The organism is Bacillus sp. NPDC094106 (assembly GCF_044764345.1).
GTDB lineage: Bacteria > Bacillota > Bacilli > Bacillales > Bacillaceae_G > Bacillus_A.
Window position 1 is genome coordinate 61,576 of record NZ_JBIWHY010000020.1, and the last position, 15,771, is coordinate 77,346.

General features: G+C 38.1%; 13 protein-coding genes, 12 tRNA genes and 2 pseudogenes. 25 read left to right on the forward strand and 2 right to left on the reverse strand.

Annotated features, from left to right (window positions below; all coding sequences use genetic code 11):
• The first annotated feature begins 245 nt into the window (after positions 1–245).
• The 6 genes and pseudogenes from bcaP to ACIQ7L_RS23475 form a co-directional block, all read left to right on the forward strand.
• Positions 246–1,661, forward strand: coding sequence for a branched-chain amino acid transporter BcaP (gene bcaP / locus ACIQ7L_RS23450; RefSeq protein ID WP_400572075.1), 1,416 nt, complete (start codon positions 246–248; stop codon positions 1,659–1,661).
• 107 nt (positions 1,662–1,768) lie between these two features.
• Positions 1,769–3,043, forward strand: a complete 1,275-nt coding sequence (locus ACIQ7L_RS23455) for an MDR family MFS transporter (RefSeq protein ID WP_400572077.1) — start codon at positions 1,769–1,771, stop codon at positions 3,041–3,043.
• 240 nt (positions 3,044–3,283) lie between these two features.
• Positions 3,284–4,372: a D-alanine--D-alanine ligase gene (locus ACIQ7L_RS23460; protein WP_400572079.1), complete on the forward strand. Its 1,089-nt coding sequence runs from the start codon at positions 3,284–3,286 to the stop codon at positions 4,370–4,372.
• Positions 4,373–4,434: 62 nt separating this feature from the next.
• Positions 4,435–5,811, forward strand: coding sequence for a UDP-N-acetylmuramoyl-tripeptide--D-alanyl-D-alanine ligase (locus tag ACIQ7L_RS23465; RefSeq protein WP_400572081.1), 1,377 nt, complete (start codon positions 4,435–4,437; stop codon positions 5,809–5,811).
• Between the two features lie 306 nt (positions 5,812–6,117).
• Complete coding sequence (gene cshA, locus ACIQ7L_RS23470; protein ID WP_400572083.1) at positions 6,118–7,680, forward strand: degradosome RNA helicase CshA; 1,563 nt, start codon at positions 6,118–6,120, stop codon at positions 7,678–7,680.
• Positions 7,681–7,770: 90 nt separating this feature from the next.
• Positions 7,771–7,878: pseudogene (locus tag ACIQ7L_RS23475) on the forward strand (UV DNA damage repair endonuclease UvsE); the annotation flags it as partial.
• 21 nt (positions 7,879–7,899) lie between these two features.
• On the opposite strand, the gene ACIQ7L_RS23480 reads toward ACIQ7L_RS23475, so the two are convergent.
• Positions 7,900–8,463 (reverse strand): rhomboid family intramembrane serine protease, encoded by a 564-nt coding sequence (locus ACIQ7L_RS23480; protein WP_097897775.1) that lies wholly within the window; start codon positions 8,461–8,463, stop codon positions 7,900–7,902.
• Positions 8,464–8,555: 92 nt separating this feature from the next.
• Between ACIQ7L_RS23480 and acpS the strand changes: the two genes are divergently transcribed.
• The 6 genes and pseudogenes from acpS (at position 8,556) to ACIQ7L_RS23510 (ending at position 13,517) form a co-directional block, all read left to right on the forward strand.
• Positions 8,556–8,915, forward strand: a complete 360-nt coding sequence (gene acpS / locus ACIQ7L_RS23485; RefSeq protein ID WP_097897774.1) for a holo-ACP synthase — start codon at positions 8,556–8,558, stop codon at positions 8,913–8,915.
• A 156-nt stretch (positions 8,916–9,071) separates the two neighbouring features.
• On the forward strand, positions 9,072–10,022 hold the full coding sequence (locus ACIQ7L_RS23490; RefSeq protein ID WP_400572096.1) for a LolA family protein: 951 nt from the start codon (positions 9,072–9,074) through the stop codon (positions 10,020–10,022).
• A 121-nt stretch (positions 10,023–10,143) separates the two neighbouring features.
• Positions 10,144–10,487, forward strand: a pseudogene (locus ACIQ7L_RS23495) (alanine racemase); the annotation flags it as partial.
• A 153-nt stretch (positions 10,488–10,640) separates the two neighbouring features.
• On the forward strand, positions 10,641–10,928 hold the full coding sequence (locus ACIQ7L_RS23500; protein ID WP_000004571.1) for an antitoxin EndoAI: 288 nt from the start codon (positions 10,641–10,643) through the stop codon (positions 10,926–10,928).
• Positions 10,929–10,932: 4 nt separating this feature from the next.
• Positions 10,933–11,283 carry a type II toxin-antitoxin system endoribonuclease NdoA gene (gene ndoA, locus ACIQ7L_RS23505; RefSeq protein ID WP_003194532.1) on the forward strand — a complete coding sequence of 117 codons (351 nt, stop codon included), beginning with the start codon at positions 10,933–10,935 and terminating at the stop codon, positions 11,281–11,283.
• A gap of 65 nt (positions 11,284–11,348) precedes the next feature.
• Positions 11,349–13,517: a Tex family protein gene (locus tag ACIQ7L_RS23510; RefSeq protein WP_400572086.1), complete on the forward strand. Its 2,169-nt coding sequence runs from the start codon at positions 11,349–11,351 to the stop codon at positions 13,515–13,517.
• 60 nt (positions 13,518–13,577) lie between these two features.
• On the opposite strand, the gene cmpA is transcribed toward ACIQ7L_RS23510, so the two are convergent.
• Positions 13,578–13,694: a cortex morphogenetic protein CmpA gene (gene cmpA / locus ACIQ7L_RS23515; RefSeq protein ID WP_097897771.1), complete on the reverse strand. Its 117-nt coding sequence runs from the start codon at positions 13,692–13,694 to the stop codon at positions 13,578–13,580.
• A 250-nt stretch (positions 13,695–13,944) separates the two neighbouring features.
• Between cmpA and ACIQ7L_RS23520 the strand changes: the two genes are divergently transcribed.
• The 13 genes from ACIQ7L_RS23520 (at position 13,945) to ACIQ7L_RS23580 (ending at position 15,673) form a co-directional block, all read left to right on the forward strand.
• Complete coding sequence (locus ACIQ7L_RS23520; protein ID WP_400572088.1) at positions 13,945–14,430, forward strand: SprT family protein; 486 nt, start codon at positions 13,945–13,947, stop codon at positions 14,428–14,430.
• An 83-nt stretch (positions 14,431–14,513) separates the two neighbouring features.
• Positions 14,514–14,588: transfer RNA gene (locus ACIQ7L_RS23525), tRNA-Asn, on the forward strand.
• 3 nt (positions 14,589–14,591) lie between these two features.
• A tRNA-Ser gene (locus tag ACIQ7L_RS23530) sits at positions 14,592–14,682 on the forward strand.
• 8 nt (positions 14,683–14,690) lie between these two features.
• A tRNA-Glu gene (locus tag ACIQ7L_RS23535) sits at positions 14,691–14,765 on the forward strand.
• A gap of 5 nt (positions 14,766–14,770) precedes the next feature.
• Positions 14,771–14,846: transfer RNA gene (locus tag ACIQ7L_RS23540), tRNA-Val, on the forward strand.
• A 22-nt stretch (positions 14,847–14,868) separates the two neighbouring features.
• A tRNA-Met gene (locus ACIQ7L_RS23545) sits at positions 14,869–14,945 on the forward strand.
• Between the two features lie 3 nt (positions 14,946–14,948).
• Positions 14,949–15,024 (forward strand) — tRNA-Asp (locus ACIQ7L_RS23550).
• Between the two features lie 73 nt (positions 15,025–15,097).
• Positions 15,098–15,172: transfer RNA gene (locus tag ACIQ7L_RS23555), tRNA-Gln, on the forward strand.
• Positions 15,173–15,177: 5 nt separating this feature from the next.
• Positions 15,178–15,250 (forward strand) — tRNA-Lys (locus ACIQ7L_RS23560).
• Between the two features lie 15 nt (positions 15,251–15,265).
• A tRNA-Leu gene (locus ACIQ7L_RS23565) sits at positions 15,266–15,351 on the forward strand.
• Between the two features lie 93 nt (positions 15,352–15,444).
• Positions 15,445–15,521, forward strand: a tRNA-Arg gene (locus tag ACIQ7L_RS23570).
• A 3-nt stretch (positions 15,522–15,524) separates the two neighbouring features.
• A tRNA-Pro gene (locus ACIQ7L_RS23575) sits at positions 15,525–15,601 on the forward strand.
• A gap of 1 nt (position 15,602) precedes the next feature.
• A tRNA-Gly gene (locus tag ACIQ7L_RS23580) sits at positions 15,603–15,673 on the forward strand.
• Positions 15,674–15,771 lie beyond the last annotated feature (98 nt).

Sequence of the window (15,771 nt, forward strand, 5' to 3'; positions counted from 1 at the left end):
ATGGGAATATATCTATATACATTATTTGTATATGTTTTTTGGAGATTTTTAAACCGTTAAATTCTTTAACCTGCGGAACAAATATGATAATAGCAACTTTTATTCATGGATGAAATTTTTCTCTTCTCATTTATTAGATAGTTTTCTGTTTATTTCGACAAAAGTGTTGACTAAAAAATAGGTTATAAGTAAAATAAGAAACGAATTAAAAATTTTCAGAAAATTTAAAAATAGAGGTGCATGCTATGAAGCAAATTTTTCAAAAAAAGCCGATTGCAAAATTACTGCAAGAAAGTAAGCAGAAGACATTAGCAAGAACATTAGGGGCACTTGATCTAACGATGCTTGGAATTGGAGCAATTGTCGGAACAGGAATCTTTGTTCTTACCGGTGTTGTAGCAGCGAAACATTCTGGACCAGCTATTATTTTATCATTCGCTATAGCCGCATTAGCGTGTGCCTTTGCCGCGTTTTGTTACGCGGAATTTGCATCTTCAGTTCCTGTCTCAGGAAGTGTTTACACGTATACGTATGCAACAATGGGAGAAGTATTTGCGTTCTTAATTGGATGGGATTTAATGTTGGAATATTTGTTAGCCACATCTGCTGTAGCAAACGGATGGTCTGCTTATTTTCAATCATTATTAAAGGGATTTGGTATTCATATTCCAACCATTCTATCCTCTGCCCCTGGGACAGGGAAGGGCGGTCTTATTGATTTACCTGCTGTTCTTATCATTTTAATTATGACAGTTCTTTTATCTAGAGGTGTACGTGAAAGTGCACGTGTAAATAATATAATGGTTTTTATTAAATTAGCGGTTGTTTTCATTTTTATTTTTGCCGGATTTAATTATGTGAAGCCAGAAAATTGGACACCTTTTATGCCATTTGGGTTTGATGGTGTAATGGCTGGAGCAGCTACAGTTTTCTTTGCATTTATTGGATTTGATGCTGTATCAACAGCTGCAGAAGAGGTTAAGCGTCCACAACGTGATCTACCGATTGGCATTATTACATCGTTACTTGTTTGTACAATTCTTTATATTGCAGTTTCGCTTATTTTGACAGGAATTGTTCCATACGGAAAGCTAAATATCTCAGATCCAGTAGCTTTCGCACTTCAATTTATTGGACAAGATAGTTTAGCGGGTATTATTTCTGTAGGGGCAATTACAGGCATTACAACTGTAATGCTAGTTATGATGTATGGACAAGTTCGTGTATCGTATGCAATGAGTCGCGATGGATTATTGCCGAAGGGCCTTGCTAAAGTCCATCCGAGATTTAAAACGCCATTTCTAAATACATGGACGACAGGAATTATTGCAGCACTTATTTCAGGGCTTATCGATTTAAATGTATTAGCACACCTTGTAAATATGGGGACATTATCAGCATTTGCACTTGTGGCTGTTGCGGTTATCGTAATGAGAAAAACACATCCAGATTTACCTCGTGCATTTAAGGCGCCGCTTGTACCATTTTTACCAGCGTTAACTGTTATCTTTTGCATATATTTAATGCTTCAATTATCGGGGACAGCATGGATGAGTTTTGGTATTTGGATGGTGATTGGTGTAGCAGTGTACTTCTTATATAGTAGAAAACATAGTGTTTTAAATAATAGAAAAGATGAGGAAGATGTAGCGAATTTATAAGAAAAAGGTCCGTTCTAAGTAGAGTAGAACGGACCTTTTGTTTTGAAAATTTACATTTTTCTAAAAATAATATAAGATAAGGGGTGGTTGATTAAAGGGGTGGAGAGATGAAAAACACATGGCGTGAGCTAAGAGAGATGGATCGTAACGTATGGATTCGGTTTGTTGGAGAAACGTTAAACGGAATTGCGATGATGATGTTGATGCCGTTTTTTGCATTGTATTTAAAGGATAAAGTAGATTCCTTATTACAAGTAGGGATTATTATGGCACTTTCTCCTATCGCAGCAAGTGTTGGTTCTCTTATTGGGGGCAGAATTGCTGATATATATGGAAGAAAGCCGATTATGGTATTTTCAATGGCGAGTAATGCATTGTTAATGCTTGGTTTTTTATTTATAGAAGGATTTATTCCTTATGCTATATTGTCTATTCTTTTAGGATTAAGTAATTCATTGTTTCATCCAGCGGCGTCAGCAATGGTAGCAGATGTAACTGTACCTGAAAAGAGGACAGAGGCGTACGGCTTATTACGGATGGGACATAATATTGGTGCAGCAATCGGGCCGATTATGGGGGCATCGGTGGTTGTACTTTCAAAAAATCTTGTGTTTATCATTGCGGCATCTACAATGCTATTTTATGCGCTGCTTGTTTTGATACTTATTCAAGAAACAATGCCAAAAGTTATAAACGAAAAGCAGGAGAATAAGAATAGGGAATCAGAGCCCGTTTGGAAAATTATTTTGGGAGACAAGGTGTTAATGATTTATTTGTTAGCAGGGATTATGATTTCTATGGGATTTTCTCAAACGGAGGGTATGCTTCCACTTCATTTTGATAATGAAATGAAAGATATATTTGGTACAAATAACCCGTATCCATATTTAATGGCTTTAAACGGTTTGCTAGTTGTTCTATTCCAATTTCAAATTTCTAAGTGGGCAACAGATAAACCTGTTGGGAAGACGATGTTATACGGTGCTTGGTTATTTGGGATTGGTTTGTTCTTCATCGGTTGGCTACCGAAGTGGTTTGGAGGATCTGGAACAGACGCTACGGTTATTTTAGTAACATTACTTGCTGTATATGCGGTATACACATTAGGCGAGATGATTATGTCTCCTGTACAAATGACGTTTGTTGCAAATTTGGCACCAGAGCATTTACGCGGGACATATATGGGGGCAGCAAGTTTGCAATGGATTACAGGGAATGCATTCGGTCCGCTTCTAGGAGGCCTATTGCTTGACCGGCTATTAGGGCACTTATTATTCACAATTCTAGGTGTAGGATGTATAGTGGCAGGTATTATATATATATCGTTAGATCGTCTTGTCGAGCAAAGGCAAAAGGGTACTATGGCGAAACGATCTTCATAATTTATAGTGACATACACAAAAAGAAGTATTTCTTCATATTTTAGGTACATAACTAGAACGTATTGTAATCTTACTTTAAAGTTTTTTTGATGAGGGATGAAGAAAATTATACAGAAAAAACAATAAGTGGTGTCTTTTTGTTATTTGGTGGAAGTTTCATTTTATTTTAAATAGGAACTACCTATTTCTATAAAAAGTGCTAAAATAGAAAAATGAAAACAATTGGTTAGGGTGATTTCATTGACGAAAATTAAATTAGGTTTATTATATGGTGGAAAATCAGCAGAGCATCAAGTTTCATTACAAACAGCTCTAGCTGCTATTAAAGCATTAAATCAAGAAAAATTCGAGATTCATCCGATTTATATTACAGAGCAAGGCCAATGGATGCGTGGTGAGCGCATTGAAGGTGAAGTAACAAGCGTGCAAGCTTTACAAATGAATGGAGAGGAAAATGCAATTTCTCCAGTATCATTAAGTACAGAAATTATCCCTACTGCTTCTTCTAAGCAAGAAGAGGCAATTGATGTTATTTTCCCATTGTTACACGGACCAAATGGTGAAGATGGAACGGTACAAGGATTATTAGAACTAATGAATATACCGTACGTTGGAAATGGTGTATTAGCATCAGCTGCTGGTATGGATAAGGTTGTTATGAAAAATATCTTCGCAGAAGCTGGATTAAAACAAGCGAAGTATGCCTCTTTCATTCGCAGTGTATGGGAGAAAAATCGTCAAGCAGCTTATGAAAAGGTAGAAGAAGTATTAGGTTATCCATGTTTTGTAAAACCAGCAAACCTTGGATCAAGTGTTGGTATCAATAAATGTAAAGATCGTGAAGAATTAGAGAAAGCATTTGAAGAAGCGTTCCAATTTGACCGCAAGATTATTGTTGAAGAAAATATTGTAGGTCGTGAAGTGGAAGTTGGCGTTTTAGGTAATGATGAGCCAAAATGTTCTGTTGTAGGTGAGATTGTACCTAAGAAAGAGTTTTATGATTATAAATCAAAATATATCGACGGCGATACAGCATTAATTATTCCAGCTGAAGTTACAGAAGAAGAGTCAGCTACAATTCAAAGAGATGCAATTCGTGCATTCCAGTCTTTAGATAGTGCGGGCTTAACAAGAGCGGACTTCTTCTTAACAAAAGATGGGGAAGTATATATTAATGAAGTAAATACAATGCCAGGGTTTACACCATTTAGTATGTTCCCATTATTATGGCAGCATACAGGCTTGCCGTATCCGGAGTTAATCGAAGAATTAATTCGTTTGGCAATTGAGCGTCACGAAGAAAAGCAAAAAATTAAATATACAATCTAACAAACAAAGGAGGAAGCACTATTCAAGAGAATAGTGCTTCCTCTATGTAAGGAGTGTTTTTCATGATAAAACGAATGTTAAAACAAATAGAACAAATGACGAATGGAACAGGTTTAGTAGAGAGATATGCCGAAATTACTATACAAGGCGTATCAATTGATACACGAAAAATTGAAAAAGGTAATTTATATGTTCCGATTCAAGGGGAGCGCTTTGATGGTCATTCTTTTGTAGATAAGGCAATTGAAAATGGGGCTGTAGCTACGCTTTGGAAAAAAGACGTACAAAATCCACCTGCAAATATTCCTGTTATTTTTGTAGAAGATACGTTAGAGGCATTGCAAATATTAGCGAAAAACTATCGCGATCAATTAGATGTAAAGGTTGTTGGGGTAACGGGCAGTAATGGTAAAACATCTACAAAAGATATCGTGACAAGTCTTCTTGCAACTAAATTTAAGGTGCAAAAAACAGAGGGTAATTTTAATAACCATATTGGTTTACCCCTTACGATTTTGAACTTAGAAGAAGATACAGAAATGGCTGTATTAGAGATGGGGATGTCTAGCCGAGGCGAAATTGAATTTTTATCTAAGTTAGCTCGTCCAAACGCAGCAATCATTACGAATATTGGAGAAGCACATTTAATGGATTTAGGTTCTCGTGATGCGATTGCTGAGGCGAAGCTTGAAATTGTTACAGGGTTACAAGAAGGCGGCGTATTTGTATACAATGGGGACGAACCTCTATTAACAAACCGTGTTCCAAAGATGAATTTAGCGGCAGAAACTGTTACATTTGGCGATGCAAGAGCGAATGATTATTATCCAACTTCTGTAACATTGCAAGCAACTGGAACGCACTTTAAGATGAACCGAGATGAAACTGTTATGTTTTATTTGCCTGTCCTTGGAAAACATAATGTATATAATGCACTTGCATCGATGGCGATCGCGAAATATTTTGGTGTAACATGGGAAGAAATGAAACAAGGCTTAGTAACACTTCAAATGACAGGGATGCGAATGGAAATTGTAAAAACAAATACTGGATTAACAATTATCAATGATGCATATAACGCAAGTCCAACGGCAATGGAAGCGGCATTTCATTTAATGAATGGTTTAGATGGATTTTCTAAAAAGATTGTTGTTCTTGGTGATATGCTAGAACTTGGAGACCAAGAAGTGCAATTTCATTATGAAGTGGGTAAGTTAATTGATCCTGCGCGAATCTCCTATGTATTTACATACGGTAGACTAGGGGCCCAAATTGCAGAAGGAGCAAAAATTAATTTTCCTAGTGAACGTGTAAAAGCATATGATAATAAAGAAGATCTCGTGAAAGACTTAGAGGCTGTCGTTGATGTAAAGGCTGTTGTATTAGTGAAAGCATCTCGTGGAATGAAGATGGAAGAAGTCATTACGATGTTGAAATAATTGGTGCATATAAATAGGGATGATAGCTACGAAAATAGAGGAAACTCATAATAAGCGCTTACAGTAAATGATTAGAAAGTAAAAGTAAAGAAAAAAGCTCTGAATATGAAATAAGGTAACAGTTGGGGTTTGCTTTTTGCACATACAAAACTTATAATTGATAAAGTGTAATAACGTTTAGAAGTATTTTCGCGAAGAATATACGCCCGTTTATATACGTGAGCATTCAGGAAAAGGGCTTTTCCGCAAATTCGGAAAACGCCTTTTTTTAAATGATAAGTATAGGATAGAAAAGGAGAAGTAACATTGACAACATTTCGAGAATTAGGATTAAGTGAGTCTTTACTGCAATCTGTTGAAAGCATGGGCTTTGAAGAGGCTACGCCAATTCAAGCTGAAACAATTCCGCATGCATTGCAAGGTAAAGATATTATTGGGCAAGCGCAAACAGGTACAGGGAAAACAGCAGCATTCGGATTACCGCTATTGGACAAAGTGGATACACATAAAGAATCAGTTCAAGGTATTGTTATCGCGCCAACGCGTGAATTAGCAATTCAAGTTGGGGAAGAACTTTACAAAATTGGTAAACATAAACGTGTTCGTATTTTACCAATCTATGGTGGCCAAGATATTAACCGCCAAATTCGTGCTCTAAAAAAACACCCACACATTATTGTTGGTACGCCGGGTCGTATTTTAGATCATATTAACCGTAAGACACTTCGTCTACAAAACGTAGAAACTGTTGTTCTTGACGAAGCAGATGAAATGTTAAACATGGGCTTCATTGAAGATATTGAAGCAATTTTAACAGATGTGCCAGAAACACATCAAACATTATTATTCTCAGCAACAATGCCAGACCCAATCCGTCGTATTGCTGAGCGTTTCATGACTGAGCCTCAACACATTAAAGTAAAAGCAAAAGAAGTAACAATGCCAAACATTCAGCAGTTCTATTTAGAAGTGCAAGAAAAGAAAAAGTTTGACGTGTTAACGCGCTTATTAGACATTCAATCTCCAGAGCTTGCAATCGTATTTGGTCGCACAAAGCGTCGTGTGGATGAGTTATCAGAAGCGTTAAACTTACGTGGTTATGCAGCAGAAGGTATCCATGGTGATTTAACACAAGCGAAACGTATGTCTGTATTACGTAAGTTTAAAGAAGGTTCTATCGAAGTACTTGTTGCAACAGACGTTGCAGCGCGTGGCCTTGATATTTCAGGTGTAACACACGTATACAACTTCGATATTCCACAAGATCCAGAATCATACGTTCACCGTATTGGTCGTACTGGCCGTGCTGGTAAAAAAGGTATTGCAATGCTATTTGTAACGCCACGTGAATCAGGACAATTAAAAAATATCGAGCGTACAACAAACCGTAAAATGGACCGTATGAATGCACCGACACTTGACGAAGCATTAGAAGGTCAACAACGTTTAATCGCAGAAAAACTTCAAAGCACAATTGAAAGTGATAACTTATCATACTACAAACGTATTGCAGAAGAAATGTTAGAAGAAAATGATTCTGTAACTGTTGTAGCAGCTGCTTTGAAAATGATGACAAAAGAGCCAGATACAACACCAATCGCTTTAACGTCAGAGCCACCGGTTGTTTCAAGAGGTTCTAAAAAGCGCGGTGGTAACGGAAATGGAAACCGTGATGGCCGTGGCGATGGCCGTAATCGTGATCGTAACCGTGATGGCCGTGGCGATGGTCGTAATCGTGATCGTAACCGTGATGGTCGCAATCGTGACGGCAATCGTAGCCGTGGTCGCAAAGGTGAAGGTCAAGGTCGTCCAGGATCTTCAAATGGACGCGGCGAAAGAAAACATCATAGCCGTAAGCCACAAGCTTAATAAAAAAGAGGATGTCCAAAAAGGATATCCTCTTTTTGTTTGTATAGTTGCGCATTCTGCATAATAAGTTGGATAGAAAGGAGGGGCTTTATACTTGTAAGACTTGGTTATGTAGCGGCGATTCATAAACTTGAGAGAATTGTTAATGCTAATTTAGAAAATTGTTTATGGCTATTAAAGCATAATCAAGGATATGATTCGATGGTGGGAGCTTTTGTATTAAATAAGCTCTGCACCATCGATTTTTTTTGCTAAAAGCGGGGTGTAAATACCGCCGATTAATAGCCCGGTTAAATGGCTGATAGGATTGGCAGAAGGATTAAAGAAGGTAAAGAGAAGTAATATAGATATAATTGAAGAAAACAAGACAAGTTCTTTGGGCTGAGCAGTTCGATAGCGACTGTATAAAATGAATAGTTGTGCACCGAGTAATCCGAAAATTCCACCTGATGCGCCGGCGTGAATATATTCAAGGGGCATAATGAGATAAGAGAGGATATTACCGCTAATGCCGGAGGTGAAAAATATAATTGCGAAGGCAATGCTGCCTAGTTGTTTTTCAATAGAGTAACCAAGAATAAGTAAACAAATGCTATTGGAAAGAAAGTGCTGTAAGTCTACGTGTATAAATAGTGAAGTTATAAATCGCCACCATTCCCCTTGGGCAATGCATGTATTACAGGCCGCTATAGTAGAAAAGAAAAAATTACTTAGTATCATCATAATCAATTGTAAGAAAAGCAAAGAGAGGACAGCAGGTTGTAGGGGGATACGGATAGACATTCTATAGTTTCACTCCTTTTGCATCAGAAAGATTCTCTGTTATTCTTACAATATGAACGAACAGAGACAAATAGAAGAAGGGGATTTTTGAAATGATTATAGGAATTGGAATTGATATTATCGAGCTGAATAGAATCGAAAAAATGCTAGATGGAAAGCTTAAATTTATGGAGCGTATTTTGACTGAAAGAGAACGTGGTATTGCTGCTGAATTGAAAGGGAATCGTCTTGTGGAATTTGTTGCGGGAAGATTTGCAGCGAAAGAAGCGTACTCTAAGGCGGTTGGAACTGGTATTGGAAAAGAAGTGAGTTTTTTAGATATTGAAATAAGAAATGATGAGAAAGGTAAGCCAGTACTCTTTGCAAATACGGAAAATATCGTCCATCTATCAATTAGTCATAGTAGGGAATTTGCTGTAGCTCAAGTTGTTTTAGAAAGCTCGTCACGCTAGTCTGCATATTTTATATCTTTGTCTCATATATTTGAGTTAGCGATAAGGAAGAAATATCTTCCATTCATTTATAGGGGCAAAGGGGCTGAAGCGATGAAAAGGCGGCTATTTTTAGTGATTGTCGGTTTATTGACCGTTTTTGTGTTAGCAGGTTGTATGGAAAAGAAACAGGAAGATGTTGTGCGAGATTTAGAAGCGAAGGTTAAGGGGATGAAGAGTTATCAAGCGGAGGCAAAACTATCCATTAAAACGGGAAATGAGCCACAGGAGTATAACGTTGAAATTTGGCATAAAGAACCTTCTTATTATCGCGTAAATTTAAAAAATACGAAAAAGGATCAGAGTCAAATTATTTTAAGAAATAATGAAGGTGTATTTGTATTAACACCATCTCTTAATAAAAGCTTTCGTTTTCAAAGTGACTGGCCGCAAAATAGCAGTCAAGCTTACTTGTATGAGTCGCTTGTAAGAGACATCTTACAGGATCAGAAGAACCTTTCGTTTGAGAAAACCGATAAGTACTATGTGTTTAAGGCAAAAACAAATTATCACCATCAAAATATGTTGCCGAAGCAAGAAATTACGTTTAATAAAAGTGATTTAACGCCCGTTTCGGTAAAATTGATGGATAATGATCAAAATGTTCTTGTGAAAGTAGATTTTTCGAAGGTGAAATTTGATACAAAGTTTGATAAGGGTGCATTTGATACGAAACAAAATATGTCTAGAGCGCAAGTTGATGTACAGACAACGGCAAAAGAAGATAAACCGTTTGCTATTTTATATCCACGTGATACCCCGCAAGGTGTTGTTTTAAAAGAAGAGAAGGAGTTAAAGACAGACAGCGGCAAGCGTGCAATACTCACATACACTGGAGATAAGAAATCCTTCACTTTAATACAAGAAAAGGCGAAAGTTGCAGAGGCCTCGTCACCAATCAGTGTAAGTGGGGAGTTAGTTGACCTTGGCTTTACAATTGGTGCGCTGACGAAAGACTCTTTGACGTGGTCGCATAACGGAGTGGAATATATGCTCGTGTCTAAAGGGTTAGAACCAGATGAGTTATTAATGGTAGCTCGTTCTGTTACAGCGAAGCAGGTAAAATAACCTTCTTAGACGTGGTGATATATAAGCACCACGTCTTTTCTTGGTCTGAGGAATGGATTTCATAAAAAGACGCATATAAAAGAATAAGCTTCGCATATCGTATATAAAGAAGTTTTTTTTTATGGAAGAACCATCGTTCTACCATAATACGTGGGTAGAAGTAGATTTGGATGCAATCTATAACAATGTAACGCGCATCAAAGAACTTATTCCCGATGATGTGGAGGTTTTTGCTGTAATAAAAGCAAATGCATAGGGACATGACTATGTCCCGGTGGAAAAAACAGCATTAGAGGCGGGGATAATAAGATTAGTAGTTACCTTTTTAGATGAGGCATTGGTATTTTGTCGAGCAGGTTACAGCATCGATTTTAGTATTAGGTCCTTCGCCGCCGCGTGATGTAAATGTGGCTGCTGAAAATGATGTAGCATTAACGGTTTGTCAAAAAAGAATGGATTGAAGAGATAAAAAATAAAAGAGAATGAATGTTTTGTTTGTGAATTGGAAAACATAAGCAAGGAACAAGGAAGTCTTTGCAACAGGCTCCATACAATGGTATTATTACAATAGGTGTCATATATATTTGGGTGTGTAGTTGACGGTGGAGGTGTATTTTTGTGTCCGAATCAAGTGTAACTACTGAAATCGTGGTTCGGTTGCCTAAGCAAGTGGTAACGGAATTGGACGGAATTGGAAAACAAGAGAATAAGAATCGCCATGAACTAATTTGCCAGGCAACACAACTGTTATTGCGTCAACATAAGACGAAGAAACGCTACCAACATGAATCAATGCGACGTGGGTACATTGAAATGGGAAAAATTAATCTTGGTATTGCATCTGAAGCTTTCTTAGCAGAGTATGAAGCAGCTCATACAGTAGAACGCTTAGTTAGCGGGGGGTAATATTTTGATTGTAAAACGCGGCGACGTGTATTTTGCAGACCTTTCCCCAGTTGTTGGTTCTGAGCAAGGAGGCGTTCGTCCGGTTCTTGTCATTCAAAATGACATCGGAAATCGTTTTAGTCCGACTGTGATTGTAGCGGCTATTACTGCGCAGATTCAGAAAGCAAAATTGCCCACGCATGTGGAAATTGATGCGAAAAAGTACGGATTTGAGAGAGATTCTGTTATCTTGCTCGAGCAGATTCGAACAATCGATAAGCAACGCTTAACGGACAAAATCACTCATTTAGATGAGATGATGATGAGTCGTGTAGATGAGGCTTTACAAATTAGTTTAGGACTAATAGATTTTTAAATCGGCAGTTTAAGTTGCTCTCTTTTAGGGGCAACTTTTTTTATTAGAGGAGGTTACGGTTGTATATGGAAATGGTAGATAATCGACAAGCGTTAATGAAAATGTTAGTGAAAGAATTAGGCTTTACAGAGAAGCAAGTTCGTCATGTTATTCAATTAACAGAAGAAGGTAACACAGTTCCATTTATTGCTCGTTACCGAAAGGAATGGACAGGCTCTTTAGATGAAGTGCAAATTCGTGCGATCTTAGAAAGATGGCAATATATGATGCAACTTGAAGATCGGAAAGAAGAGGTTCTTCGTCTTATTAACGAAAAAGGAAAGTTAACAGAAGATTTACGAAATCATATTGTTTCTGCAACAAAGTTACAAGAAGTAGAAGATTTGTACCGTCCCTATAAAGAAAAAAGAAGAACAAAAGCGACGATTGCGAAAGAAAAAGGGTTAGAACCTTTAGCGGAATGGCTATTGTTGTTTACAAAAGAAGAGCCAACAGAACAAGCGATGGCATTTATTGATGCTGAAAAGGAAGTGCAATCTACGGAAGATGCGCTGCGAGGTGCGCAAGATATTATTGCAGAAATTATATCGGATGATGCCGCATATCGTAGCTGGATTCGAAATGTTACATTCAAAAAAGGGATGATATCTTCGTCTGTAAAGGATGAAGAAAAAGATGAGAAAAATATATACGAGATGTATTACGGTTATGAAGAGCCGCTTCAAAAAATTGTCCCACATCGTGTATTAGCTATAAATCGTGGCGAAAAGGAAGAGGTACTAAAAGTTTCTGTTATCCCGCCAACAGAAGAGGTTGTTCAGTTTCTACATAAAAAAGTGATTCGTGATGAATCTTCCAAAAGTGCATTGTATGTACAATTAGCGATTGAAGATGGATATAAGCGATTAATTCAACCATCAATAGAAAGGGAGATTCGTAAAGAATTAACTGAAACGGCAGAAGAGCAAGCAATCCATATTTTTTCTGAGAATTTACGTAATTTATTATTACAGCCACCAATGAAAGGGAAAGTAGTATTGGCGGTAGACCCTGCATATCGAACAGGCTGCAAATTAGCTGTGGTAGATGATACAGGAAAAGTTTTGCATATTGATGTTATTTATCCGCATCCCCCTGTTCGAAAATATGAGGATGCAAAAAAGAAAGTTCTTTCTATTATAGATAAATACCAAGTGCAGATGATTGCAATTGGGAATGGAACTGCTTCTCGAGAGACGGAAGAATTCATAGTAGATGTTTTACAAAATGTACAGCGAGATGTGTTTTATATTATTGTGAATGAAGCGGGTGCTAGTGTATATTCAGCTTCTGATTTAGCTCGTGAAGAATTTTCAGATTTACAAGTTGAAGAAAGAAGTGCCGTTTCAATTGGACGCCGCTTACAAGATCCACTTGCTGAACTTGTGAAGATTGATCCGAAATCAGTTGGAGTAGGACAATATCAGCATGATGTATCGCAAAAGAGATTAAATGAATCATTAACGTTTGTAGTGGAAACAGCGGTTAACCAAGTTGGGGTTAATGTAAATACAGCTTCGGTTCCATTATTACAATACGTTTCGGGGTTATCAAAAACGGTTGCGAAAAATATTGTCGCTAAGCGTGAGGAAAATGGGAAGTTTACAAAACGAACAGAGTTAAAGAAAATACCACGTTTAGGTGCGAAAACCTATGAACAATGTATTGGTTTCTTACGTATATTAGAAGGAGAAAATCCGTTAGACAGAACAAGTATCCATCCGGAGCAATATAAAAATGTTGAATTATTATTAAAAAGTTTAGGTTTATCGATTAGTGACGTAGGACAACCACAATTACAGAAGTGTTTAGCGGGAGTAGATATTTCTAAATTGTCCCAAGAGACAAAGATTGGTGAGCCAACACTAGTTGATATTATAGATGCTTTAATTAGTCCAGAGCGAGATATGCGTGACGAACTGCCAAAACCGCTTTTGAAAAAGGGAATTCTAAAATTAGAAGATTTAAAGCGTGGCATGGAGTTAGAAGGAACTGTTCGGAATGTTGTTGATTTCGGTGCGTTTGTTGATATTGGTGTGAAACAAGATGGTTTAGTACATATTTCTAAATTAAGTAAGCAATTTGTAAAGCACCCATTAGATATTGTATCTGTTGGACAAATTGTAAAGGTATGGGTAGATGATGTTGATATGAAAAAAGGTCGTGTTGCATTATCGATGTTGCCAATTGAATAGTAAGGAAAAAAGAGCAGGGGAAAGACTGCTCTTTTTTTAGGGATGGGGAAGCTCAATTGATTAGGAGCTTTGATGTGTTCTGCTATAGTAAAACCAGCATTCATTCAGTAACTTAATCTGATACCGGTTTTTTTCGAAATATGCACGTTGCATTTGCTTTCGGAGCCACGTGGGCATAAGAATCCCTCCTTGTTTAATCCTACTCGAATAAGTAGTTCCTTGTATTTAAGAATACAAAAGAAGCGGAAAAATTAAATGTTAGGAACTTCCTATAAGAGTTTGGTTAGCAGACTTTTATGGATAGCGCAAGGTAAGTGTTATTCATAAAAGTCTCACTTTTTGAATGAGGATGGGTATATGTACTATTTAATATATGTATAAGAAGAGAGAAAAGTGTAAGTTTATTTTTTGTTTGGGAGGAATAAAAATGAATGAACAAGAAGTGCAACGGCTTGTGAAAAAAATATCATTACAGTATTTCGGAAAGGTCTTTTTACATAAAGCAATGTTCAATAAACGATTGCGTACAACTGGTGGAAGGTATTTATTAAAAAGTCACAATATAGAATTAAACTATCATTATTATAAAATGTACGGAGAGGAAGAGCTGATAGGTATTATTAAGCATGAACTCTGTCATTACCATTTGCATATTGAAGGAAAAGGGTACAAACATCGAGATCGAGATTTTCGTGAGTTGTTAAAGAGGGTGGATGCACCTAGGTTTTGTAAGAGAATGGCTGGAGTAAACAAGGAGATTAAAACGTATGTGTATGAATGTATGGGTTGTTCTATTCAGTATGTGAGAAGGCGTCAAATGAATACAGAGAGATATGTTTGTGGAAAGTGTAGAGGGAAACTAAAACAAATAAAAAACACCTTGACAGTTAAAAATCAATCCAGTATATTATAAACATGTCACGTTTGTACAAGACATTATAAAAATGACTTGACTTGTAACGTGAAGTTTTATAAGATACAAATTGTCTTTCTTATTCCGCAGTAGCTCAGTGGTAGAGCTATCGGCTGTTAACCGATCGGTCGTAGGTTCGAGTCCTACCTGCGGAGCCATACAGAGAAGTACCCAAGTGGCTCAAGGGGCTCCCCTGCTAAGGGAGTAGATCGCTAACGCGGTGCGAGGGTTCGAATCCCTTCTTCTCTGCCATACATATTGGCCCGTTGGTCAAGTGGTTAAGACACCGCCCTTTCACGGCGGTAACACGGGTTCGAATCCCGTACGGGTCACCACTTTCGGAGGATTAGCTCAGCTGGGAGAGCACCTGCCTTACAAGCAGGGGGTCGGCGGTTCGATCCCGTCATCCTCCACCATATAAAATATATATAATAACGTCGCGGGGTGGAGCAGTCTGGTAGCTCGTCGGGCTCATAACCCGAAGGTCGCAGGTTCAAATCCTGTCCCCGCAACCAAATGGTCCCGTGGTGTAGTGGTTAACATGCCTGCCTGTCACGCAGGAGATCGCCGGTTCGACCCCGGTCGGGACCGCCATTTTAACTTCTGCTATGTGGTAGTTGTTTTTTATTGGTTATTGTGATATAATGATTTTCGTCACAAATTTCGATGGGCTATAGCCAAGCGGTAAGGCAACGGACTTTGACTCCGTCATGCGCTGGTTCGAATCCAGCTAGCCCAGCCATTTACGAGCCATTAGCTCAGTTGGTAGAGCATCTGACTTTTAATCAGAGGGTCGAAGGTTCGAGTCCTTCATGGCTCATTCTTTTTTATTTCCGCGGTCGTGGCGGAATGGCAGACGCGCTAGGTTGAGGGCCTAGTGGGGGAAACCCCGTGGAGGTTCAAGTCCTCTCGGCCGCACCAAAGAAAAAATAAAAAAGTACTTGCATTTAAAGATGCAACGTGATAAGATAATTGAGTCGCTGAAAAACAACAACGACAAAACATCATGAATAAGCGCCCGTAGCTCAATTGGATAGAGCGTTTGACTACGGATCAAAAGGTTAGGGGTTCGAGTCCTCTCGGGCGCGCCATTACGGGAAGTGGCTCAGCTTGGTAGAGCACCTGGTTTGGGACCAGGGGGTCGCAGGTTCAAATCCTGTCTTCCCGACCACGCGGGTGTAGTTTAGTGGTAAAACAAGAGCCTTCCAAGCTCTGGTCGAGAGTTCGATTCTCTTCACCCGCTTTTAGTTCTTTGAAAACTGAACGAAACAAACAACGTGAAACGTCAATTTTTATTTTATGATGCTAGACAAACTAACTTTATTGGAGAGTTTGATCCTG

What these genes read in the sequence shown, in the direction of transcription:
- bcaP (WP_400572075.1), top strand. Translation starts at nt 246, where the DNA reads ATGAAGCAAATTTTTCAAAAAAAGCCGATTGCAAAATTACTGCAAGAA.
- ACIQ7L_RS23455 (WP_400572077.1), top strand. Translation starts at nt 1,769, where the DNA reads ATGAAAAACACATGGCGTGAGCTAAGAGAGATGGATCGTAACGTATGG.
- ACIQ7L_RS23465 (WP_400572081.1), top strand. Translation starts at nt 4,435, where the DNA reads ATGATAAAACGAATGTTAAAACAAATAGAACAAATGACGAATGGAACA.
- ACIQ7L_RS23480 (WP_097897775.1), bottom strand. Translation starts at nt 8,463, where the DNA reads ATGTCTATCCGTATCCCCCTACAACCTGCTGTCCTCTCTTTGCTTTTC.
- acpS (WP_097897774.1), top strand. Translation starts at nt 8,556, where the DNA reads ATGATTATAGGAATTGGAATTGATATTATCGAGCTGAATAGAATCGAA.
- ACIQ7L_RS23490 (WP_400572096.1), top strand. Translation starts at nt 9,072, where the DNA reads ATGGAAAAGAAACAGGAAGATGTTGTGCGAGATTTAGAAGCGAAGGTT.
- ACIQ7L_RS23510 (WP_400572086.1), top strand. Translation starts at nt 11,349, where the DNA reads ATGGAAATGGTAGATAATCGACAAGCGTTAATGAAAATGTTAGTGAAA.
- cmpA (WP_097897771.1), bottom strand. Translation starts at nt 13,694, where the DNA reads ATGCCCACGTGGCTCCGAAAGCAAATGCAACGTGCATATTTCGAAAAA.
- ACIQ7L_RS23520 (WP_400572088.1), top strand. Translation starts at nt 13,945, where the DNA reads ATGAATGAACAAGAAGTGCAACGGCTTGTGAAAAAAATATCATTACAG.